The organism is Caldichromatium japonicum, from assembly GCF_011290485.1.
Classification (GTDB): domain Bacteria; phylum Pseudomonadota; class Gammaproteobacteria; order Chromatiales; family Chromatiaceae; genus Thermochromatium; species Thermochromatium japonicum.
Map to the genome: position 1 here is coordinate 185,859 of NZ_CP048029.1, position 21,384 is coordinate 207,242.

Sequence of the window (21,384 nt, forward strand, 5' to 3'; positions counted from 1 at the left end):
TCGTCTATGTCAAATCGCAAAGTCGCGCTCATTACCGGCATTACCGGTCAGGACGGGAGCTATCTTGCGGAGTTATTGCTCGCCAAGGGCTATGAGGTGCATGGGATCAAGCGCCGCACCTCATTGTTCAATACCGACCGCATCGACCACCTCTATCAAGACCCGCACGAGCCCGACCGCCGTCTGATCCTGCATCACGGCGATCTCACCGACTCCAGCAGCCTGATCTGCATCATCCAGCAGGTTCAGCCCGACGAGCTCTATAACCTGGCGGCGCAAAGCCATGTCGCGGTCTCGTTTGAGGAGCCCGAATATACCGCCAATTCAGATGCCCTGGGGACGCTGCGCCTGCTCGAGGCTATTCGCATCCTAGGCCTCGAGCGCAAGACTCGCTTCTATCAAGCTTCGACCTCCGAGCTCTATGGTCTAGTGCAAGAGACTCCGCAGCGCGAGACCACGCCCTTTTATCCGCGTAGCCCCTATGCCGTGGCCAAGCTCTATGCCTATTGGATCACGGTCAATTATCGCGAGGCCTATGGGCTCTATGCCTGCAACGGCATCCTGTTCAATCACGAGGGCCCGCGCCGTGGTGAGACCTTCGTCACCCGCAAGATCACCCGAGGTCTTGCCCACATCAAGCTGGGTCTACAGGACTGCCTGTATCTCGGTAATCTCGAGGCCAAACGCGATTGGGGGCATGCGCGTGACTATGTCGAGGCACAATGGCTGATGCTCCAACAGGACCAACCCGAAGACTTTGTGATCGCGACCGGCATCCAGCGCAGCGTGCGGGAATTTGTCGAGGCCGCGGCGCGCGAGCTGCAGATGCAGATCCATTGGTCTGGAACAGGGGTCGATGAGGTCGGGATCAATGACCAGGGCCGGGTCATCGTGCGCATCGACCCGCGTTATTTTCGCCCGACTGAGGTTCAAAGTCTCCTTGGGGATGCCAGCAAGGCGCGGGAGAAGCTGGGCTGGGCGCCCAAGGTCAGCTTTGAGGAGTTGGTGCGCGAGATGATCCAGGCGGATCTCGAGGCTGCCGAGCGCGATGCGCTCATCAAGCGCCACGGGTTTAAGGCCTGCAGGCGTCATGAATGATCATGGCCAAGCCTCTGGTCAGCATCGCCGTCCCTTCATTCAATCAGGGTCTATATCTAGAGACAGCGCTTACCTCGATCTTTGCGCAAGAGCTGCCGGTCGAGGTCTTCGTGCTTGATGCCGGCTCTACCGATGGGTCCATGGAGATCATTCGACGTTGGTCGCATCGGCTTGCGGGCTGGCGCAGCCATCCGGATGCGGGGCAGGCCGCGGCCATCAACGAGGGCATCGCACAGGGTAAGGCCCCCTATGTCGCCTGGCTTAATAGCGATGACTGGATGTTGCCAGGGGCGCTGAAGGCACTGGTCTCGGCCTTAGAACAAGTACCCAGGGCTGCAGCGGTCTATGGGCGGGCCCTCAATCATGATCAGGCCACTGGGCGCCAGCGTCCGGCCTGGGTCTTCCCATTCAATGAATATCTATTCGCCAACCTCTGTTTCATCGTCCAGCCGGCCACCCTCATTCGGCGTGCAGCCTGGGAGTCTGTCGGTGGCCTTAATCCACGCCTCCAGATGGCGCTGGACTATGACCTCTGGTGGCGGCTGTATAAGGGCTGGGGGCCGCTGGTGCCCGTCGATGCCCTGGTCGCCGTCAACCGCGAACATGACCAAACCAAGACCCGCACCCAGCGCCGTCGCCATTATCGCGAGGCGATCGCCGTGGTTCGCCAGCATTATGGTCGGGTACCGCTCAAATGGTGGCTCGCCTGGCCCTATGCCGTCTGGTATCGATCCCTAGTGAGGCGCTGAGGTTCTATCCCCCTTGATTGTGTTGTCTCCCTGAGTTCCGTCCCACGCCTATGCCCACTCTTGTTCCCCTCTCTCGCGAGCGTCACGCCCAGAAGTGCTGGCGGCATTGGACCTCTTATGCCTTTGCTGCCCAGCAGGGTCTGGTACCCCTGGTCGCCGCTGAGTTTCCCAAGGCGACCATGGCGCTGCCGATCGCCTTTGTCCAACAGGGTGAGGCCTATCTCCCGGTGGCTGTCTTAGGGATCGAGCCTGGCGTCAACCTATTCGTCGCCCCTGATGGTCGCTGGCTGGGCGGCTATGTACCCGCGGTCCTCAGGAGCTATCCCTTTAGTCTGGCGCAGACGGGCGAGGGGCAATGGGCGTTATGTATCGATGAAGAGAGCGGCCTGCTTGTTGCCGCGGGGGAGGGGGAGCCCTTTTTCGCTGCCGGCGGCGAGCTTGCCGAAAGGGTCAAGGCGGTCATGGCCGTCTTACAGCAGGTTGAACACAGTCGCCAGACGACGGTCCGCGCTTGTGCGTCTCTAAGCCAATATGGCCTGATCAAACCCTGGCCGATCCGGGTCAAGCTCGGCGAATCCCAGGACGAAGTGGAGGGCCTATTTCAGATCGATGAGGGTGTGCTCAATCGGCTGGCCGATGGGCCATTTCTTGAACTGAGGCGCGTTGGCGCCCTAGCTTTGGCCTATTGCCAACTGCTGTCGATGCAACACATCGATCTCTTAGGGCGCCTGGCAGCCCACCGGGTCCAGGCGGTGAGTCCTCCGCCCTTCAACCTCGAAGAGCCCGAGCTTATCCAGTTCGATTGGGATGCCCTGCGCAAGGGTGGGCATGCGGGGGAGGAGGGATAGACTGGGTACCGACTACCCACTGTTGGGCATCGGGTGCGCACTGCACGCCCTAACTATGCCTGACTATGTCAGGGAAGAAGGGAGGGTAGCCCTCAGTCGAGCCTGGGCATGGCATAATCAGCGGTGTTTCTGTAGCATCCAGGCAGATTTTGGGTTACAGTAAACTCCTCTCTTAAGGTCCATCCACGCCTGAAGTCGTGGCGGATGACTGAAACGCCGCAAGCGACTTCGCATTAGAGCTCCACTCCCCCGACGGTAAATCCCGTGAAGCCCCATCAAGCTGAAGACGAGCTCAAGGCGGCGCTCAAGGCCAGCCGCAATTCATTTGTCTTTGCAGGTTTTTTCAGCCTGTTTATCAATCTCCTGATGCTGACCCCGGCGCTCTATATGCTCCAGGTCTATGATCGGGTCCTCGCTAGCATGAGCGATTCGACCCTGATCATGCTGACCATCCTCACGGTGGGGCTCTTCATGATCATGGGGCTTTTGGATCTGGTGCGCTCGCGCATCCTGATCCGCACCGGCGCCCGTTTGGATCTTCAGCTCAATTCGCGCCTCTTTCATGCCATCTTCGATGCCCGACTGCACGATGGTCGTGGGGTAGGGGTGCAGCCGCTCGAGGACCTGGCCAACCTGCGCCAATTTTTGACTGGCCCTGGTCTCTTTGCCTTCTTTGATGTCCCTTGGGTACCAGTCTATCTAGCGGTGATTTTCATCATGCACCCTTGGCTTGGGTGGTTTTCAGTGGGCAGTGCCTTGATCCTCTTTGGGTTAGCGGTCGCCAATGAGCTCGCCACACGCGGTCCGCTCAATCAAGCCAATACGCTTGCCATCCGCTCGCGCGGCTATCTCGGCGGCAACCTGCGCAATGTCGAGGTGCTCGAGGCCATGGGGATGCTGCCCGCTGTGCAAAGGCGCTGGTTTGATCGTCACCGTGAGGTCTTAAGGCTGCAGGCCGTCGCCAGCGATCGCGCCGCTTGGCTCGCCAATGCGAGCAAGGTCATCCGCATCGCCTCGCAGTCCTTGATCCTGGGGCTGGGCGCCTATCTGGTCATCCGTCAACATTTTACCGCCGGGGTGATGATCGCAGGCTCGATCATCATGGGCCGCGCGCTTGCCCCGATCGATCAGATCATCGGCGGCTGGAAGGGCTTTTTGGCAGCCCGTCAGTCATATCGACGCCTCCAGGATCTGTTGCGTGCTATCCCCCAGCGCCCGCGCTTCATGCGCCTGCCGCCCCCTGAGGGGCGAGTGACGCTCGAAGGGGTGGTAGCCGTGCCACCGGGTACCAATCTTCCGGTATTGCGCGGTGTGCAGCTCGAGATCGCCCCCGGCGAGGTCATCGGGATCATTGGACCGAGCGCCGCGGGTAAGTCATCGCTCGCGCGCGTGATGCTCGGGGTGTGGCCGGTTGCAGCGGGCAAGGTACGGCTTAATGGCGCCGACATCAGCCATTGGAACCGCGATGAGCTTGGGCCCTATATCGGCTATCTCCCGCAAGACATCGAGCTCTTTGACGGCACGGTCAGCGAAAACATCGCCCGCTTCGGCGAGGTTGACCCAGAGCTCGTGGTCGAGGCAGCCAGGCGCGCCCAGGTACATGAGATGATCTTGCGCCTGCCGAAGGGCTATGACACCCCGATCGGCGAGGGTGGGGCGGTGCTCTCGGGCGGTCAGCGCCAGCGTATTGCCCTGGCGCGTGCCATGTATGGCAATCCCGTCCTGGTTGTGCTCGACGAGCCCAATTCCAACCTCGACGACCAGGGCGAGGCAGCCCTGGTGCGCGCTATTGTCCAGCTCAAATCCGAGGGGACGACCGTCGTCATCATTACCCATCGCCCGAGTATCCTGGGATCGGTCGATAAGATCCTGGTCATGCGCGAGGGTCAGGTCGAGATGTTTGGACCGCGCGACCAGGTCCTGGCGCGCTTTGTCCGCCCGGTGGCGGTCACCAATGCCGCCTCCCCTCTCGTCCCTGCCCAGCCGCCGACCCAGGCCGGCGCTACCGGTTGATCGATCATGGATATCACCGTTACCCCCTGTCCGGGCACGCCCGAACCCCCACCGATCCCAGTAGACGATCGTTTCGAGCATTGGCTGGGGCTTCTGGTCCTTTTGATCGCCTTCGGCGGTTTCATGGCCTGGGCCCTCCTGGCCCCTTTGTCCGGCGCCGCTGTTGCCCCCGGCGTGGTCTCGGTTGAGTCGGCGCGCAAGACGGTGCGCCATCTCGACGGCGGGATCATCCGCGCCATCCTGGTGCGCGAAGGCGATCGGGTGAATGAAGGCGATGTGTTGATCCAGTTCGACGATACCGAGGCCAGCGCCCAGCTTGAGATCGCCCGCAACCAGTATCTCGCCTTGCGTGCCCAGGAGGCGCGCTTGATTGCTGAGCGTGATGATCTACCCGCGATCCAATTTCCCGAGGACCTACTCGCTGCCAAGGATGATCAGCGGATCGCCGAGGCCATCACCGGTGAGGAGCGTGTCTTTCAGGCTAGGCGCAAATCATTGCGCGGCGAACAGGCTGTGCTCGAACAGCGCCGCGATCAGCTTGAGGAACAGATCAAGGGACTCGAGGCCCTGATCGCGAGTAAAAGCAAACGGATCGCCCTCTATCAGGAGGAGATTGAGGGCTTGAAAAAGCTCTTTGGCCAGGGCCTAGGCGATAAACGCTTACTGCGCGAATATGAGCGTCTGGCGGCTGAGCTTGAAGGTGAGCGCGGTCAACACCAGGCCGACATCGCCGCAGCCCGCGTCCAGATCGGCGAGACTAAGCTGCAGATCGATCAGCTCAAGCGCCGGTTCTTAAGCGACGTTGTCAAGGAATTGCGCGAGGTTGAGACCAAGCTCTCGGATCTGCGCGAGCGCATGCGCGCTTTAGCTAAGCAGCTTGAGCGCACCGTCGTCCGTGCCCCAGTTGGTGGTTCGGTGGTGGGCTTAAGCGTCCATACGGTCGGCGGTGTCGTGCGTCCTGGCGATCACCTCCTCGACATCGTCCCCGAGGGCGAGTCGATGATCATTGAGGCGCGTGTCCATCCGATGGACATCGATCGGGTGCATCCAGGGCTTGAGGCCGATCTGCGCCTGAGCGCGCTCAATGCCCGAACCACTCCGGTCATCCAGGGGCGGGTCTTAACGGTTTCGGCGGATCGGCTGATCGATCCAGCGACGAATTTACCCTACTACCTTGCCCGCATTGAGGTCACGCCTGAGGGTCTGGTTCAGCTCCATGGCCAGAGGTTGCAAGCCGGTATGCCGGTCGAGGCCATGATCAAGACCGGCGAGCGGACCTTCTTTAATTATCTTATCCGCCCCCTCACCGACCGGGTTGCCCAGGCGTTTCGTGAAGATTGATGGATGACCCAGGCCGGCGGCCTTACAGGCCCTAGCGGTTTAGCGGGGGCCTAACCTCGCTGCCCCTGTACGCCCAGATGCTGCGCCCAGGTCCGCCCCTTGATTGCCGGGGATAGGCAAAGAGGCCCCCGCCTAGACACCCTCTTTTTATTGTTGGACTATACTTGCAGGGTATCTTCAAGCCAGATGTCACCTTGCCGGCCTTACCCCAAGGAGGATGCCATGTTTTCAGGCCAATCTAGAGGGCGAATGGGCGATTGGGGCAGAACCGAGCGGTTGATGGCCGCTGTTGCCGCTGCGCTGTTAGCCGGCCTATTCCTGATCCTGGGCGCAAGTACGGCTGGGGAGACGGGCAAGGGGACGGCAGTGCTCCTGCGCGCCCTCCCTGCGCAGACAGACCTTGTTCAACAGGAACAGGCTGAGGTGCAGGCCGATCCCACAGGTTTTTTGGTCCGCGCCGGGGAGGTGATCCTAGAGACCGACCTGCTCGCAGCCTTTATGCCAGGTAATCTTCAGTCGCCGGCGGCAGCAGCACTGCGGACTCCAACAAGGCCCCAAATCCTGGCCCTTGAGTTCTTCCCTGATGCCTATATCGAGGTAGAGGTCACCTCCGAAGACAGAGCGGATCCGCAGACTCTTGCTCTTTATGGGCGGGTGCCTGGGGTCGAGCTTGCAACCCTCACCCTGACGCTGACCCCTGAGAGCTATTTCATCACCTTCACCGACCCGCATTCGACAGCGATGTATCGGGTGGTGGGCGCTAATCAAAGCGGGGAGGGTCGGGTGATTGAATATGACTTAAGCAAACGCCCACCGGTCTTTGAGGCTGCACCGCTCATCCCGCCGGTTCGTTAAGTCAGCCTGAGCAGAGGCGGCAAAGACGGTTTGCGTTTTAAACGATCAGCCGTGCGTTGATAAAATTGAAAGAGCGCCTGGAGGTATGGTCATGGTTCGGCGGGGTCTTGAGAGAGGATGGCGCTGGGTTGGCCTTTTATGCCTTTGTGTATGGGCAATGGGGTGGGCACGCCTGGCGCCGGCCACAACGATCGATGTGCTGATTGTCTATGATACGACAGCAGCAAATTGGGTGGCGACCAATGGCGGCATGACGGCATTCGCGCAGGATGCCATCAATCGTATGAACCAGGCTACCCAAAACAGCGATGTGGATATCAGCTTTCGCCTGGTCCATGTCATGTCGATCCCTTACACAACCCGGTCCAGCTCAGATAGCCCCTTTACAGAAGATCTCAACGCCTTGCAAGCAGGGCAAGGGGTTTTCAGCCAGGTGGCTGCGGCGCGCGACACCTATGGCGCCGACCTGGTCGCCATGCTGATCGATACAGGCTTATACTATGGCTATACGGGGCTAGGCTCTCTGCTCGGAAGTTGGTCTGGTGATCCCAAAGATGCACATACAGTTTGCGCTATCCGTGCGGTTGCCGTTGGTCATACCCTAACCCATGAGATTGGGCATAATCTTGGGGCGCACCATTCAAAATATCAGAACAGCTCCCCAGGGCCAAACAAATCTCTGGATAACCTATATTCAGCAGGTTGGTATTTCTCCGGGACGAATGGGACGGCTTATCACACCATCATGGCCTATGCAGAAGATGGGTATGGTCACAGGTATATTGAGGCGCCGCTCTTTTCGACACCGCTGAAGACCTACCAGGGAACCGCAGCCGGTCATCCTCAGGACGGCGATAATGCCCGCCTCCTGCGGGAAACCAAAAATATCGTTGCGAACTATCGCCAATCGAGCTCTACTCCAACTATCCCGTCCCCACCGACTGCGCTTGCGGCAACCAATATCACCAGCACCGGATTTACCGCCAATTGGACAGCCGTAAGCGGCGCAACTGGCTATTGGTTTGAGCTTGCCACTAACAGTTCATTTACTAGCAAGCTGTATGATGGCGCGTTGGGTAATGTCACAACCCAAGCAGTAAGAGATTTGACACCAAGCACCACCTACTATTACCGCCTTAAGGCTTATAACGACGCTGGCCAAAGTAGCGCTTCAAACGTTGTTTCAGTGACGACCAGTGCGCAAGGCGATCAATCGGCATACGCAAGACAGGTCTATGTCATGTATGCGGGTTATTTTGGTCGTCCACCGGCCCCTGCAGGATATAGCTATTATACGGGCTGGATGGATAGAAGTAATGGCAATTATCGCATCATCGTCGATGATTTTTATCGCTCGGCTGAATCTCAGCAGATCTATGGGATCTTAACAACACCCCAGCAGATCACACAGGTCTTCCAGTTCCTCTTTGCCCGCGATCCGACGAGCAGCGGTCTTCAGTATTGGAGCGCGATGGTCAATTCTGGCCAGATCTCGGTGGCTGAAATGGCCTATACCATCGCTTATAGTGCGGCAGCGGACGATCAAGCGGTGCTCGATGCCAAAGTAGCTGCCGCAACCGCCTTCCAAGAGGAACTCGCGCGTGTCCAGCAAACGCGATCCTGTGCGATGGATCCTGACTATGGGCGTGTTTTCCTTGCCCAGGTTAGCAGTGCCGAGGATGCAGCGCGCGAGATTAAGGATATTAAATTGACGGTTGACGGGATGTGTCTCTGAGCGTATGAGCGGATTGCATATCTATGAGCGGATTGCATATCATCTTGGATGTCGATGCCATCCGCTATCCGCTCACGGGGATTGGTCGCTATGCCTATGAACTGAGCAAAGGACTGGCTCAGCATCCGCGTGTCCGCTCGCTGCGTTTGATGGCCAATGGACGTTGGGTTGTTGATCCGGCCCCTTGGGCGAGCGCTCAGGTTGGCAGGGCTGGGGGGCGACCCTCTCGCCTCATGAGGCTGGGCGCCTCTCTCGCCGCCCAGCCCTTGATCCTGGCTGGCTACCGCCAGTTGATGTCCTTATTGGCCTGCCAACGTCTTAAAGGCCTGGCCGATCATCTCTATCACTCACCTAATTATTTCTTGCCGCCCTGTCGTGGACCGGCGGTGGCGACGATCCATGATCTCTCGGTCTTTCAGTATCCGCAGTTTCACCCACCCGAACGTCGCGCCCTATTTGAGCATGAATGGCCTAAGACCCTGGGACGCGCCCAGTATCTGATCACCGACTCCGAGGCCATCCGGCGCGATGTGATCGCATATTGCAATTGGCCGGCTGAGCGGATCAGTGCCATCCCCCTGGGGGTCGATCCCGTCTTTCATCCCCGTTTGCCTGCTGAGCTGATACCCCATCTGAGCCGCTATGGGTTGCAGCTGGATGGCTATTGTCTGTGCGTTGCCACCATCGAACCGCGCAAAAATATCCTGGGCCTGATCGAGGCCCATGCGCATCTTCCCCCGCAGCTCAGACAGCGTTTTCCCTTGATACTGATTGGTGCGCCGGGATGGAACAGCGCGCCCATCCATGCGCGGATCGCCGCCGCCCAGGGCAGTGGCCAGCTGCGCTATCTCGACTATGTCGATGACCAGGATCTGCCATTCCTGATGGCTGGCGCGCGTCTCTTTGTCTTTCCATCCTTTTATGAAGGCTTTGGTCTGCCGCCGCTTGAGGCCATGGCCAGCGGAGTGCCGGTGATCACCTCGACCTGTCCGAGCCTCACCGAGATCGTGCAGGGGATCGCCCTGCAGGTCGATCCATTCGATCACGCGGTCCTATCGCAGACCATGCAGCGCGCTCTAGAGGATGAGGAATGGCGCCGGCAGGCGCGCGCTGCCGGGATTGAGCGCTCCCGTCGATATAGCTGGCATGCCTGTGTCGAGCAGACTCTAGCGGTCTATGCGCGACTGCGAGGATCAGGTGTCGGTTAGACGTAGCACCATCCACCCCCGAACGCCTCTAAGAAGACCCATGCCCCTCTATGTGACGACCTCTCATTCCCTCCTGACCCTGGATCCGCAAAGCGGCGCCTTGCGAGTTTGTCGCCGGGGGGAGGGATTATATTATGGCTTAGCTCATCCTGAAGTGGGCCGACTCCTGGTAGCAGCGCGCTATCGGCGGGTCTCGGATCCCACACCGATCCTTGAGGAACAGGGGGCAATCCTGGTCTTAAACAGGCAGGGGTCTGTGCTTGAGACCTGGCGGGCCCCTTTTGCCCTGCGCGATCTCCACGGCATTGCCTGGTATGAGGGCGCGCTATGGGCAGCCTGCAGCCATGATGACCTGGTGGCCATCCGTCTCCCCGATGGTAGTTGGCGGCGCTGGTGGCCGCTGGGGGCACCGCCTGAGGGCGTTAGCGATCGCTTTCACTTCAATTCGCTCTGGTTTGAAGACGGGTTAGTCTGGGTCCTCGCCCATCGGCGCGGGCCCAGCCAGCTCTTGGCCTTTCCCATCGCTGCCGCCCTGGCCGGCCAGGCTGTTGCACCGTTACGACAGATAGAGTTGGGGATCGAGGCCCATGACATCTGGCAGCTTCATGGCACGCTCTGTACCTGTTCCTCGGCGGAGGGGTGTCTGCTGAGCGAGGCGGGTTGGCGGCTTGAGGTGGGGGGGTTTACCCGTGGGCTGGCGAGGATCCCCGGCGGCTGGGCAGTGGGAGTCTCAGAACTTGCCGAACGCCAGGCGCGCGACTGGACCACGGGCCAGGTGGTCGTCTTCGATGAGGACTGGCGTGAAGTAAGGCGTTACAGCCTGCTTGGCGAGGGTCTGATCTTGGCGATGCTCTGGGTCGATCCCGAGGGCGCGGATTGACGCCGGCGTCCTCGCCTGGGGCGCGCGCGGCGTTAAGGCGGGGAAGGTAACTGGGCGATCAGCGACCGGGTATGGCGGGTGCGGGCTGCCGCTGTCAGGTGATACGGTGTATCGAAGAAATCCTCTGGAGGATACATACAGGCATAGGGGTCCCAAAAAAAGGGGATCCCCAGGGCGCGCACCCGCTCAGGGAGGGTCTCATAATAGTGTCGCTCAACGGAGTCGGTGTGATAGCTTGGCTGATCCATCAGCGCCGGAGGGACCATCCACAGGCCAATCCCGCGGCGTTGTAGCTGCTGATGAAAGGCCCGCAGGCGTTGCCAACCTGGGGCATCCGCTCGATCATCGCGCCCATAGGTATGGCGCTTGAGCCGGGCCTGGGCATGGGCCTGTTCGGCTATAACCCGTTCTGCAGCAGTCAGTTGCGACCAATCATTGTGGGTGTAATCGCCGCGCGCATCGAGGTACTGGGCCCTGTAAAGACCGCTGGGTGTCGGGGGTGACTCGACCGGGGGGCGCAGCCCCGCGATCAGCCGAGCGGCTGGCACCTGGGCGATGAAACTCAGCCGCTCAAAAAACGGCAGGCTGCGCCAATAGCCGGGGTCCTGACCGATCACATAGTCGATCAGTTGGGCGTTTAAAAAACGATCGCCCTGGTACAAGGGATATTCAAGCGGCATCACGACTAGGTCACCCGGCTGAAGAAGGGGCTCGGCAGTCCGGAGAAGATAGTCAAGCCCCAGCGCGGCGTTGACCCCCAGGTTGACCACAGGCCGCCCCCAATCCGCCTCCAAGAGCCCTGAATCCAGGCTAAAGAGCGCGTTTGAACCGGCCAGTACCAGCACCTTAGGGCTGGGCAGGGCCTTGGCATGCGCCCGTTTGACTGCATAGACCTCGGCCATCCAGCCGGTCTCGGGGAGGGGATGACCGAGCTGAGACCAAAAGAGACCCGTCCATAGCAGCGACAGGCCCAAAAGGCCTGCTGCCAGACCGAACCAATAGGGCAGGTGATGACTCTTTAAGGCGAGGGCTGATGAATCGCTCATGGCGAAGGGCCTATTTGCCGGTCATAACGCGGGACATTTTCCTGGCCATGGCAAGGGATATTCTACCGATCATGGCGCGCGAGGCATTCTATCGGTCATTGCGGGGAGCGAAGCGACAAAGTAATCCCGGAGGGGGGTGCCCGGAGGAGAAGGGTCTTCGCTTAGCATAAGCCTGTTTTACCGACGCCCGCCCTAAAGTTTGAGCATGCAGGCCGCGTTTTCTTAGAAATTAAAATATAAAAACTCGCTGGCAGGGGCGGCCAACAGGGTCTTGAGGCTCATCCACAGCAGGGTAGCGGTCAGTAATCCTGCCCAAAGCCCCAGGCGGCGGTCTAAGGGGCGGCTGGGATCTGGATCATAGCCCACCCAGCGCCAGGCCGTCGGCAGCCCCCACACCAGCCCCAGACCCAGCGCAATCCAGGCCCAGCCCAGCGCAGGTTCAGCGGCCAGCCAGGCCTGCCAACCCGCTGATGTCAGCTGCCAGGGTATAGCCACCAGGGCCGCCGTCAAGCTATCGAGATCCAGTAGGCCCGCATAGAGACGCTGGGCGGTCGCCAGATCGGGTGCCCGAAAGAGGATCCAGGCCAGGCTCACTGTCAAGAATGTCAGTCCGATCCACAGCGGTTGAGGGACCCAGGCTACCAAGCCCGCCAAGGCCCTGAACCGGCTACAGGCCGCCCCCCAGGCGTGATTGAGCACCAAGAGCAGGCCATGCACACCGCCCCAGAGGATAAAGGTCCAGCCTGCCCCGTGCCAAAGCCCACCGAGCAGTAGGGTGAGCAACAGATTGCGGGCGTGCCGCATCGCCCCCTGTCGATTGCCACCGAGCGGGAGATAGACATAGTCACGCAAAAAGGCCGATAGGGTCATATGCCAACGGCGCCAGAAGAGGCGCAGTGAAGGGGCGCGATAGGGCGCATCGAAATTGACCGGCAGTCGCAGACCAAAGAGCAGAGCCAGCCCCAGCGCCATCTCCGAATAGCCCGAAAAATCAAAATAGATCTGCAGGCTATAGGCCAGCATCCCCTGCCAGGCCAGGTCACCGCTCACCGGGCCTGTTGTCGCCATCGCAAAGACCGGGCTGGCATAATTAGCCAAGCTATCGGCGAGGACTACCTTTTTAAACAGACCGATGGCAAATAGCATTAGCGCCTGCGGCCATTGCCCGCTGGGGCTGATCCCCCTATGGGCGGGGTTAAGCTGGGCGATCAGCGGTCGGTGATGAACGATGGGGCCAGCGATCAGCTGTGGGAAAAAGCTGATAAAGAACACATAGTTCAGCAGATTCGGATTCTCCACCTCGCCGCGCCGACAATCGACGAGATAGGCGATCTGTTGAAAGGTGATAAAGGAGATCCCTAGCGGCAACACCAAGGGGGCAAAAGGGGGAGGGTAGCCAGCCAGCCCGGCGAGGGTGCCAGCGATAAAATGCGTATATTTAAAGGTCCCCAGCACCCCCAGATCGAATCCAATCCCAAGGATCAGCCAGACCTGGGCCCTGCGCCATTGACCGGCGAACCGGGCGGCGAGGATTTGCTGACCGACCCAAAAATTGATCAGGATCGAGCCCATCAATCCAGGAACATAGCGTACATCCCACCAGCCATAGAAGAGCAAGGAGGCGATCACCAACACCCTCAGCGCCGCCCGCCACCCCTGCCAGCTTAGGGCCAGTCGCCATACCCCCCAGGTCAGCGGCAAAAAGACCAGGATGAAGGCCAAGGAATTAAACAGCATCGATCAATACCCTGGCTGTAGATCAGCCGACGCCGAGATCAAGAGGGTAGCAGAGGGATAGGGGATGGGCGGTTTCATCGGTACCCTTGGCCGACAGAGGAAAGATCAGGCATCATGATAGTGAAAACTGGATGGACCCCTTGGCCAAGACCCCAGCCTACCCTAGGAGGGTCCATCGGGGATGGATCCCCCCCTGGTTTTTTAGAACCACCACCCGAGAACGACCCGCAGTGAATACCATCGATGTCTTCTGCGCCTTATCCCCCCGCTTGCTACCAGGCGCGGCCTGATGCAAGGCCGCCCAAAGCGCAAGCTGACCCCTCAGCCAGTTGCTATTCCTAAGAACACCCCCGATGCGCGCCCTGATTGCTGCCATGCTGCCTGCCTGGTTTAAGGCCTGGTTGTACCGCTGGATCTGTGGGCCTGAGGCGAATGCCTCAGCCACCCCGCCTGCCCCCGCCGCGTCATCCCCGGGCCCTGTCCTGATCTCAGGGATGGCTGGCAAGGATCTGGCGATGTACATAGTGCCCGGCGACATCATCTCCGATGCCTTAGCAGCTAGCGGCCTCTGGGAGCCGGAGCTGACTCAGCGCCTCCTCGCCCAGGCGCAAGAAGGTGGGTTATTGGTCGAGGTCGGCGCCAATCTTGGCTATTTTTCCCTGCTCTGGGCCCAGGCCCATCCGGCCAATCGGGTGATCGCCCTTGAGCCGGCGCCGCGCAACATCGAACTCTTTCGTGCCAGCATCGCCTGTAATGGGCTTAGCGGGCGCGTGAGCCTGTTGCCCGTCGCCGCCGGTCCCCGGCTGGCCCTGATGCCCTTTGATCTCGGGCCTGAGGTCCAGACCGGCTGGGGCGGTGTGGTCTGGGATGAGGCGCGCGCCCTCTCGCCAACCCAGGTGGTAGTGGTCCCGCTTGACGAGCTGCTGGCCGAGATCCCGCAGATCGCTGTGCTCAAAATCGATGTCGAAGGGTTTGATACCCTGGTCCTGGAAGGCTGTCGCCGTTTACTGAGTGAGCGGCGTATCCTGACCCTGTATTACGAACAAAACCACCCCCGGATGGCCGCCCTGGGGATCGATCCCGGGCGCGCCCACTCCCTGCTGGCCGAGCTGGGCTATGAGACCTGGCCCTTGGAGACGAGCTGCCCCGAGGTGATGGAATGGATCGCCAGACCCAAGGCAGGACACCCCTAGAACGCTCTCTCGCCCGATCCAGAACCAGGATGCGGCCCCAAGATGCGACTCTTTAGCCACAGCCACGACCTTAAGCGCCTCGAGGCGCGACTCCTGTCCCTGTTGACTGCTCCTACCCCGCCTAAGCTTCTGGAGGCAGCGCTGCACAGACCGGATCATCGACTGCCGGGGAGACGCCAGCGCTGGCGCCTTAGACTATTTAGCTGGTTAGATGCCTGGCGCGCCCAGGGTTATGCACTAAACTGGCTGATCCAACGCCTGCCGGGGGTGCGCGATGTCGTCAACCTCGCCTGGGCCTTGCTCACCATCCAAGGCCGTCTCTATCGCCTGGCGCTAGCGATCCAAGAGACACAAAACCTGCTCAAACAGCTCCAGCACGCCTTGCGCGCCCAGGGGCAGCTGGCCGAACAGCGGTCCTCGCTCCTGGCAAAGCGCCTAGAGGACCTGCACGGTGCACATGCCTTCATGCAACATGAGATCGAGCACCTCGCCGCCCGGTTGCATGAAGAGCAGACTGCTGAGCGTCTCTTTATCCAGCGCGAGATCGACCTCCTGGCCGCCCGCTTGCGCGCCCTGGAACCAGCGCCCGCCCACACGGGCCGGCTGTCCACAGGTCCCACCCCCAGCGACTGCTGGTATCAGTCCTTCGAGGGGGTGCATCGCGGTCCACCTGAGCTCATCCAGGCGCGCCAGCGCACCTATCTTCCCTTCATACAGGCGGCCATCCCAGATCGCGCAGCGGGCTGGGTGCTCGATCTTGGCTGTGGAGGGGGGGAGTGGTTGGCCCTCTTGACCGAGGCCGGCTTTAAGGCGGAAGGGATAGACATCAACCCCAACCTGATTGCAGCGGCGCGCCAAAAAGGTCTGCGCGTCCACCAGGCCGATCTCTTCGAATATCTGCGGATGCTGGCCAATTGCACCTATGCCGCCGTGACCGCCTTTCAAGTCATCGAGCACCTGCCGCTGGAGGCGCTGTTAGACCTCTTTGCCGAGGCGCGGCGGATCTTGCGTCCAGGCGGGGTCTTGATCCTCGAAACCCCGAACCCTGAAAATATTCAGGTAGCTGCCTATAGCTTCTGGTTGGATCCCACCCATCTGCGTCCCTTGCCGCCGCCCTTGTTGGTCAACTTGGCGGTCCATTTTGGATTGATCGACATCCGCATCGAGCGCCTTAACCCCTGGCCGCAGTATCGCCCGGAGCTGGACGATGCCCTGCACAAACTGCTGTATTGCGGTCAGGACTATGCACTGATTGCGCGGGTGCCGGTATCTGCTTGAGCCTCGATGAAGACGACGGATCAGATCGACCCCTGCGCTCATCCCCCAGTCGCCGGCCCCTGGCCGAGTCCGCTTAAGGCCCGTCTGAAGAACGATGAGGTGGTAGTGGGCTGGGTGTTGGCGGATGAACCCCTACCGACTGTGCTCCTTGAGACCCTCGACCGCTTGGCGCCCTTACCGCTGCGCTTGGTGGTATGGACAGGATCGCCGGCGGCCCAGGGGACAGTGGAGGCATTGCCGGAGATCTCCGTGCCCCCCCCTCAGCGGCTCTCAGAGGGCCTGCGCGGCGATGAGCCCTTAGGCCCCGCTCGGTGCCCCCTTGAGTCTGTCACCGTTGAAGTCCTGGCACCTGGAGCAGAGAGCGGCTGGCTGCGCCTGGCGCAACTGGAGGCCCTCTGCCTACCGGCCTCCCAACTGGCGACCTATCGCCCTTGGCTGGCCGAGGCAGCCATCCCAGCGCTCATCCGTCTCCCGGCTGGGACTGAAGACTGGCAGGGCGGCGGACTGGCGGTCGCTGATGCGACCCCAGAGGCGCTGGCCGGACTCCTGCTCTTGCTGGCCACCGACCCACCGACCCGCCGGCGGGCGCTCGATGCCCAGCGCTCCTGGCTGCCTGAGCCTGCCCTGCGGACCTGGCGGGTCGAGGGGGTCTTCGATTCAAGCTATAGCCTGGCCATCGTCAACCGCCATCTGGCCCTTGCCTTGGAGGACAGCTGTGGCCCCGGCGAACAGGTGGCGCTGTTGACCTATGAACAGGGCGATGACCCCCAGCCCAATCTTGCGGCGGTCGAGGACCCGGCGCGCATCCACGCCCTGTGGGTGCGCGCCAAAGACCCGCGCGCCCCGGCGGTGGCCCTGCGCAATGCCTGGCCGCCGCGGGTGCGCGATATGCGCGGCTGGCGACGCCTCCTCGCTAACTATGCCTGGGAGGAGACCGGCTTTCCTGAGACCTATGTCCAGGACTTCAATCGGGTGCTCGACCTGATCACCGTGGTCTCCACCCAGACCCGTCGCTTCCTGCAGGATGCAGGCGTTGAGGTCCCGATCGCTGTAGTCGGCAATGGGATCGATCATCTCAGCGCCCTGGTCCCCGAGCCCTTGCCGCGCCCCCTGCCCCAGGGTTTTCGTTTCTTACATGTCTCCTCCTGTTTCCCGCGCAAGGGGGCAGACCTCCTGCTGAAGGCCTATGGCCAGGCCTTTCGCGACTTCCATGAAGTGGTCCTGATCATCAAGACCTTTTCCAACCCGCACAATGAGATCTTAGAGCAGCTGGCGCGCCATCGCGCCGCCGACTCACATTATCCCGCCGTTGAGGTCATCCTCGATGACTGGACGCCCGGTCAGATCGCCGCCCTGTATGATGCCTGTCAGGTCCTGGTTGCCCCGAGCCGCGGTGAGGGCTTTGGCCTGCCGATCGCCGAGGCTATGCTCCGCGAGCGACCGGTGATCGCCAGCCGCTGGGGTGGGCACCTAGATTATTGTGACGAGGAGACCGCCTGGCTGATCGACCAGCGGCCCGCCTATGCGCGCACCCATCTGACGGTCCCGGATTCGCTGTGGTGCGAACCCGACAGCGACCACCTGGCGCGCCTGATGCGCGAGCTCTATCTCGCCTCGCCTGAGCAACTGAGGCCGCGTTTGACCCGGGCGCGCGAGCGGGTCTTGCCCCTGACCTGGGCCCGGGTCGCCCAGCGTACCCGCCGGGCCCTGGCCCAGATCGAGACCCAGCCGGGCCCCCTACCGCTGGTGCGGGTCGGCTGGCTGAGCACCTGGGGCTCGCGCTGTGGGATCGCCGCCTATGCCTATCACCTCAGCCGCGCCTTTGAACCCGAGCTCCTGGTCCTGGCGCCGGCAAACGAACGGCTCGAACAGGCGGATACGGCCAATGTCCAGCGCCTGTGGTCGCTGGGGGCCCTCGAGCCTAAGCAGATCCTCCAGGCCGCCCAGCGCGAGCGGCTCGATGCCCTGGTGATCCAATATCATTGGTCCTTTTTTGCGCCTGCAACGCTCGCCGCGCTCTGTGCCCAGCTTAAGGACGCCGGGCTGCGCGTCCTGGTCGATCTGCACAATACCCGCAGCGCCCCCCCTGACTGCCTGGGCCCTGACTTTCTTGGTCCCTTAGGCCGCGTCGATCGCCTGTTGGTCCATACCCTCGAGGATGTCGCCCGTCTCAATGACTGGGGTCTGTCGGCCCATGTCAGCCTCTGGCCGCTGTGCATCTATGACCTGTCGCCACCGACCCCCGAGGAACGGGAGAGCCAGCGGCAGGCCCTGGGTCTGGCCGGGCGCAAGGTCCTGGCGACCTATGGCTATCTCATGCCGCACAAGGGCCTTGGCCAGCTGATCGAGGCGCTGCCGGCGCTGATCGCCGCCCATCCTGATCTCTATCTGCTGATGCTCAATGCCTGGTATTCGCCGGCGGCCTCTGCTGCCGAGCTGAGGTCCTTGCAGCAGCAGATCTCTGCGCTGGGGCTCGGCGGACATATCATGCTCCAGACCGACTATCTCAGCGATCAGGAGTGCATCGCCCAGCTGGCCCTGGCCGATCTCATCGTCTTTCCCTATCAGCACACCGAAGAGTCTTCCTCGGCCGCGGTGCGCATGGCCATCGCTGCCGAGCGCCCAATCGCCGTCACCCCTTTGCGCTTTTTTGACGATGTCGAAGCAGCGGTCATGCGCCTGCCAGGGACCAGTCCTGCTGAGCTCGCTGCTGGCCTGAGCGCGCTCCTCGAGCGGCTTGCTGATCCCGCTGCTGAGCGCCAGATCCTCGAGAACCTCCGCGCCTTCCGCCGCCGGCACAGCGCCTGGCGCCGCTCCTGCCAGCTTAAGGGCATGATCAACGGCATCGTGCGCCAACTGGAGCTCGAACCATGACCCCCGGGCAGGCGCCTGGCATCAACCTGTTTGCCCTGCCTGCCCTCCTGCTGCGCGAGCTGTGGGCCTATCGCGGCTTTATCTGGGCGAGCGTCCAGCGCGAATGGCGCGCCCGTTATCTGGGCAGTCAATTTGGCCTGGCCTGGGCCATCATCCACCCCTTTGCCCTGATCCTCCTCTATACCCTGGTCTTTGCCAAGCTCATGCATCCGCAGCTCGCCGGATACCCTGGGCCCTTTGCCTACAGCATCTATCTCTGCGCCGGTCTGCTGACCTGGAACCTCTTTAGCGAACTCCTGGGCCGCTCGGTGGGGATCTTTGTCAACAATGCCAACCTACTTAAAAAACTGAGCTTTCCGAAGCTCAGCCTGCCGATGATCGCGACCCTCTCCAGCCTGTTGCATTATGCGATCACCCTCGGGCTCTTCCTGGGGCTGTTATCGATCATCGGCCAGTTCCCTGGCTGGGTCGTTCTGGCGGTGGTGCCGGTGTTGCTGGTCCTCATCCTCTTTACCCTGGGGCTGGGTCTACTCGCCGGGCTGATCGATGTCTTTTATCGCGATGTCGAACAATTGATCGCCCTGGTGCTGCAGTTTTGGTTTTGGCTGACCCCTATCGTCTATGTCCCCGCCATCCTGCCCGCTGGCTTGCAAGACCTACTGGCCCTAAACCCCCTCCAACCCCTCATCTTTGCCATGCACGCCATCCTGCTGGAGCACCAGCTGCCCAACTGGTTGAGCCTGATCTATCCGGCCTGCTTGGCCCTAGGGCTGCTCGCCCTGGGGCTGCGCGTCTATCAGCGGCTGGGCCCGGAGCTCGTCGATGAACTCTAGACCCTTGCCGCCCGGGGCCTTACGCATCCAGGGGCTCGGCAAGGCCTATAAACGCTATGCCCGCAAATGGGACCGTGCCGGCGAATGGCTGGGGCTGGGGGTGCGCCATCGGCTGCACTGGGTGTTGCGCGACATCGATCTTCAGGTCGATCCCGGTGAGGCGGTGGGGATCATCGGCGTCAATGGGGCTGGCAAGAGCACCCTGCTCAAGCTCATCGCCGGCATCACCCAGCCCACTACCGGCACCATCGAACGCGGCGGCCGTCTCTCCGCCCTGCTCGAGCTGGGGATCGGGTTTCATGGCGAGCTGACGGGTCGTGAAAACCTCTGGAGCGCCGGGGCCTTGGCGGGTCTCGATGGCGCCACCCTGTCCGCTTGTCTATCCGAGATCGCGGCATTTGCCGATATCGGCGACTATCTCGACCAGCCGGTGCGCACCTATTCGAGCGGCATGCAGGTACGCCTGGCTTTTGCCCTGGCCACCGCCGTGCGCCCGGATCTCCTGATCGTCGATGAGGCCCTGGCCGTCGGCGACCTCTTCTTCCAGCAGAGATGTTTTGAGCGCATCCGCGCCTTTCGCGCCGCCGGCACCACCCTGCTCTTTGTCTCGCACGCCATGAGCACCGTTTATGCCCTGTGCGATCGCGCCATCCTCATCGAAGGCGGGCGGATCATCCAGGACGGCGAGCCGCGTCGGGTCATCGACGTCTATAACGCCAGCATCGCCAATCGCCTAGGGAGCGGCGACTTGAGAATCGTCACCGCCGGTCCAGGCGCCGGCTCCTATGACCGCGGCGATGTCCGTATCGAGCAAGTGCAGGTCTTGCACCAAGGCCAACCGGTGCAGACCCTGGTCAGCGACAGCCTGCTGACCGTCCGGATCGAGGTGCGCTTTCTCCGTGACCTACAGGATCCTCATGTCGGCTTTCAGGTCCGCGACCGACGCGGCGAGGCCATCTACATGACCCATACCCATGGTCTGGGGCTGCGCATCGGGCCGGTCCGGGCCGGCGAGCGCATCGAGGTCTGCTTTAGCTTCATCGCCCGCCTCATCCCGGGTGACTATAGCTTTACTGTCGGCGTAGCCGATGGCGGGTTGCCGGGGGGGCATCTCGAACGCTCACTGACCCGTTTTCAGGAGGCTGCCCAGTTTAGCCTCACCCGCAACCTGCAGGCCGCCCATTGGGATGGGATCTGCAACCTCGAGCCCAGCTGCCAGATCCAGCGCCTGTGACCTGCTAGCGCGGCAGGCCAGCGCCTGGATGCATCAGGGCGAGCGAGGGGCTCTCAGTGTTCGTTCTTGATAAGAAACACATGCTTTGAGCTGTCCAGATGTCGTGGGCATGGAAAGACGAGACATGAGATTGCTGTCGTTTGCGGCGCGCGAAGAGCGGCGGCGTGGCTGGACGTATGAAGCGATAGGCGCGCAGAGGGGATTGTTGGGCGCAGGGGTGTTCGACATCTGCAAAGGCTATGGGCGCGAAGGGGCCCAAGGGCTCAAGGACAAGCAGGGCGCCAAGCTCCGTGATGCCGCGTAATACAAACTCATTCGTTTCGGAGCAAAATATTTGATAAAAATCAAGTAAGTCCGATGGAACGCTTTCTTAAGGATCCGCGCACTGTCGCCGCGGCGGTGTGTAGAAGATGTCCTGTTTTAAAAAGGCAACGCGTACACTCCCTCATCCTAGTCTCCTCC

Annotated in this window: 17 protein-coding genes; 15 read left to right on the forward strand and 2 right to left on the reverse strand. The window is 61.4% G+C overall.

The window, feature by feature from the left end; translation table 11 throughout:
• Positions 1–6: 6 nt before the first annotated feature.
• From gmd to GWK36_RS00935, 9 genes are all read left to right on the forward strand, one after another.
• On the forward strand, positions 7–1,098 hold the full coding sequence (gene gmd, locus GWK36_RS00895) for a GDP-mannose 4,6-dehydratase (protein WP_166269269.1): 1,092 nt from the start codon (positions 7–9) through the stop codon (positions 1,096–1,098).
• Between the two features lie 2 nt (positions 1,099–1,100).
• Positions 1,101–1,847 (forward strand): glycosyltransferase family 2 protein, encoded by a 747-nt coding sequence (locus tag GWK36_RS00900; RefSeq protein ID WP_166269271.1) that lies wholly within the window; start codon positions 1,101–1,103, stop codon positions 1,845–1,847.
• Between the two features lie 50 nt (positions 1,848–1,897).
• Positions 1,898–2,695: a SapC family protein gene (locus tag GWK36_RS00905; protein WP_166269273.1), complete on the forward strand. Its 798-nt coding sequence runs from the start codon at positions 1,898–1,900 to the stop codon at positions 2,693–2,695.
• Positions 2,696–2,959: 264 nt separating this feature from the next.
• Positions 2,960–4,708, forward strand: a complete 1,749-nt coding sequence (locus GWK36_RS00910; RefSeq protein ID WP_166269275.1) for a type I secretion system permease/ATPase — start codon at positions 2,960–2,962, stop codon at positions 4,706–4,708.
• Between the two features lie 6 nt (positions 4,709–4,714).
• On the forward strand, positions 4,715–6,049 hold the full coding sequence (locus tag GWK36_RS00915) for an HlyD family type I secretion periplasmic adaptor subunit (protein ID WP_166269277.1): 1,335 nt from the start codon (positions 4,715–4,717) through the stop codon (positions 6,047–6,049).
• Between the two features lie 279 nt (positions 6,050–6,328).
• The gene (locus GWK36_RS00920) at positions 6,329–6,904 is read left to right on the forward strand and encodes a hypothetical protein (protein WP_166269279.1); all 576 of its coding nucleotides are present in this window, start codon (positions 6,329–6,331) and stop codon (positions 6,902–6,904) included.
• 85 nt (positions 6,905–6,989) lie between these two features.
• Positions 6,990–8,639 (forward strand): M12 family metallo-peptidase, encoded by a 1,650-nt coding sequence (locus tag GWK36_RS00925; RefSeq protein WP_166269281.1) that lies wholly within the window; start codon positions 6,990–6,992, stop codon positions 8,637–8,639.
• Positions 8,640–8,662: 23 nt separating this feature from the next.
• Entirely contained in the window at positions 8,663–9,847 is a 1,185-nt protein-coding gene (locus GWK36_RS00930; RefSeq protein ID WP_166269283.1) for a glycosyltransferase family 4 protein, read from the forward strand.
• Positions 9,848–10,001: 154 nt separating this feature from the next.
• Positions 10,002–10,727, forward strand: a complete 726-nt coding sequence (locus tag GWK36_RS00935; RefSeq protein ID WP_166269285.1) for a hypothetical protein — start codon at positions 10,002–10,004, stop codon at positions 10,725–10,727.
• Positions 10,728–10,759: 32 nt separating this feature from the next.
• Here the strand turns inward: GWK36_RS00935 and GWK36_RS00940 are convergent, their stop codons facing one another.
• Both GWK36_RS00940 and GWK36_RS00945 read right to left on the reverse strand, forming a co-directional pair.
• The gene (locus GWK36_RS00940) at positions 10,760–11,773 is read right to left on the reverse strand and encodes an alginate O-acetyltransferase AlgX-related protein (protein WP_166269287.1); all 1,014 of its coding nucleotides are present in this window, start codon (positions 11,771–11,773) and stop codon (positions 10,760–10,762) included.
• A gap of 222 nt (positions 11,774–11,995) precedes the next feature.
• Positions 11,996–13,510 (reverse strand): MBOAT family O-acyltransferase, encoded by a 1,515-nt coding sequence (locus GWK36_RS00945; protein ID WP_166269289.1) that lies wholly within the window; start codon positions 13,508–13,510, stop codon positions 11,996–11,998.
• 353 nt (positions 13,511–13,863) lie between these two features.
• Between GWK36_RS00945 and GWK36_RS00950 the strand changes: the two genes are divergently transcribed.
• From GWK36_RS00950 to GWK36_RS00975, 6 genes are all read left to right on the forward strand, one after another.
• Positions 13,864–14,703, forward strand: coding sequence for an FkbM family methyltransferase (locus GWK36_RS00950; RefSeq protein ID WP_166269291.1), 840 nt, complete (start codon positions 13,864–13,866; stop codon positions 14,701–14,703).
• A gap of 42 nt (positions 14,704–14,745) precedes the next feature.
• Positions 14,746–15,981: a class I SAM-dependent methyltransferase gene (locus GWK36_RS00955; RefSeq protein WP_166269293.1), complete on the forward strand. Its 1,236-nt coding sequence runs from the start codon at positions 14,746–14,748 to the stop codon at positions 15,979–15,981.
• Positions 15,982–15,987: 6 nt separating this feature from the next.
• Positions 15,988–18,855: a glycosyltransferase family 4 protein gene (locus GWK36_RS00960; RefSeq protein ID WP_166269295.1), complete on the forward strand. Its 2,868-nt coding sequence runs from the start codon at positions 15,988–15,990 to the stop codon at positions 18,853–18,855.
• Complete coding sequence (locus GWK36_RS00965; RefSeq protein WP_246237608.1) at positions 18,852–19,688, forward strand: ABC transporter permease; 837 nt, start codon at positions 18,852–18,854, stop codon at positions 19,686–19,688. Before GWK36_RS00960 ends, GWK36_RS00965 begins: the two co-directional genes overlap by 4 nt.
• The gene (locus tag GWK36_RS15610; protein WP_166269297.1) at positions 19,678–20,922 is read left to right on the forward strand and encodes an ABC transporter ATP-binding protein; all 1,245 of its coding nucleotides are present in this window, start codon (positions 19,678–19,680) and stop codon (positions 20,920–20,922) included. Before GWK36_RS00965 ends, GWK36_RS15610 begins: the two co-directional genes overlap by 11 nt.
• Before the next feature lie 124 nt (positions 20,923–21,046).
• Positions 21,047–21,226 carry a hypothetical protein gene (locus tag GWK36_RS00975; protein ID WP_166269299.1) on the forward strand — a complete coding sequence of 60 codons (180 nt, stop codon included), beginning with the start codon at positions 21,047–21,049 and terminating at the stop codon, positions 21,224–21,226.
• Positions 21,227–21,384 lie beyond the last annotated feature (158 nt).

Excerpts from the sequence above, each read along its gene's own strand:
- GWK36_RS00975 (WP_166269299.1), top strand. The coding sequence starts at position 21,047 with ATGAGATTGCTGTCGTTTGCGGCGCGCGAAGAGCGGCGGCGTGGCTGG.
- GWK36_RS00920 (WP_166269279.1), top strand. The coding sequence starts at position 6,329 with ATGGCCGCTGTTGCCGCTGCGCTGTTAGCCGGCCTATTCCTGATCCTG.
- GWK36_RS00930 (WP_166269283.1), top strand. The coding sequence starts at position 8,663 with ATGAGCGGATTGCATATCATCTTGGATGTCGATGCCATCCGCTATCCG.
- GWK36_RS15610 (WP_166269297.1), top strand. The coding sequence starts at position 19,678 with ATGAACTCTAGACCCTTGCCGCCCGGGGCCTTACGCATCCAGGGGCTC.
- GWK36_RS00900 (WP_166269271.1), top strand. The coding sequence starts at position 1,101 with ATGGCCAAGCCTCTGGTCAGCATCGCCGTCCCTTCATTCAATCAGGGT.
- GWK36_RS00945 (WP_166269289.1), bottom strand. The coding sequence starts at position 13,510 with ATGCTGTTTAATTCCTTGGCCTTCATCCTGGTCTTTTTGCCGCTGACC.
- gmd (WP_166269269.1), top strand. The coding sequence starts at position 7 with ATGTCAAATCGCAAAGTCGCGCTCATTACCGGCATTACCGGTCAGGAC.
- GWK36_RS00940 (WP_166269287.1), bottom strand. The coding sequence starts at position 11,773 with ATGAGCGATTCATCAGCCCTCGCCTTAAAGAGTCATCACCTGCCCTAT.
- GWK36_RS00965 (WP_246237608.1), top strand. The coding sequence starts at position 18,852 with ATGACCCCCGGGCAGGCGCCTGGCATCAACCTGTTTGCCCTGCCTGCC.
- GWK36_RS00950 (WP_166269291.1), top strand. The coding sequence starts at position 13,864 with ATGCGCGCCCTGATTGCTGCCATGCTGCCTGCCTGGTTTAAGGCCTGG.
- GWK36_RS00955 (WP_166269293.1), top strand. The coding sequence starts at position 14,746 with ATGCGACTCTTTAGCCACAGCCACGACCTTAAGCGCCTCGAGGCGCGA.
- GWK36_RS00960 (WP_166269295.1), top strand. The coding sequence starts at position 15,988 with ATGAAGACGACGGATCAGATCGACCCCTGCGCTCATCCCCCAGTCGCC.
- GWK36_RS00925 (WP_166269281.1), top strand. The coding sequence starts at position 6,990 with ATGGTCATGGTTCGGCGGGGTCTTGAGAGAGGATGGCGCTGGGTTGGC.
- GWK36_RS00905 (WP_166269273.1), top strand. The coding sequence starts at position 1,898 with ATGCCCACTCTTGTTCCCCTCTCTCGCGAGCGTCACGCCCAGAAGTGC.
- GWK36_RS00915 (WP_166269277.1), top strand. The coding sequence starts at position 4,715 with ATGGATATCACCGTTACCCCCTGTCCGGGCACGCCCGAACCCCCACCG.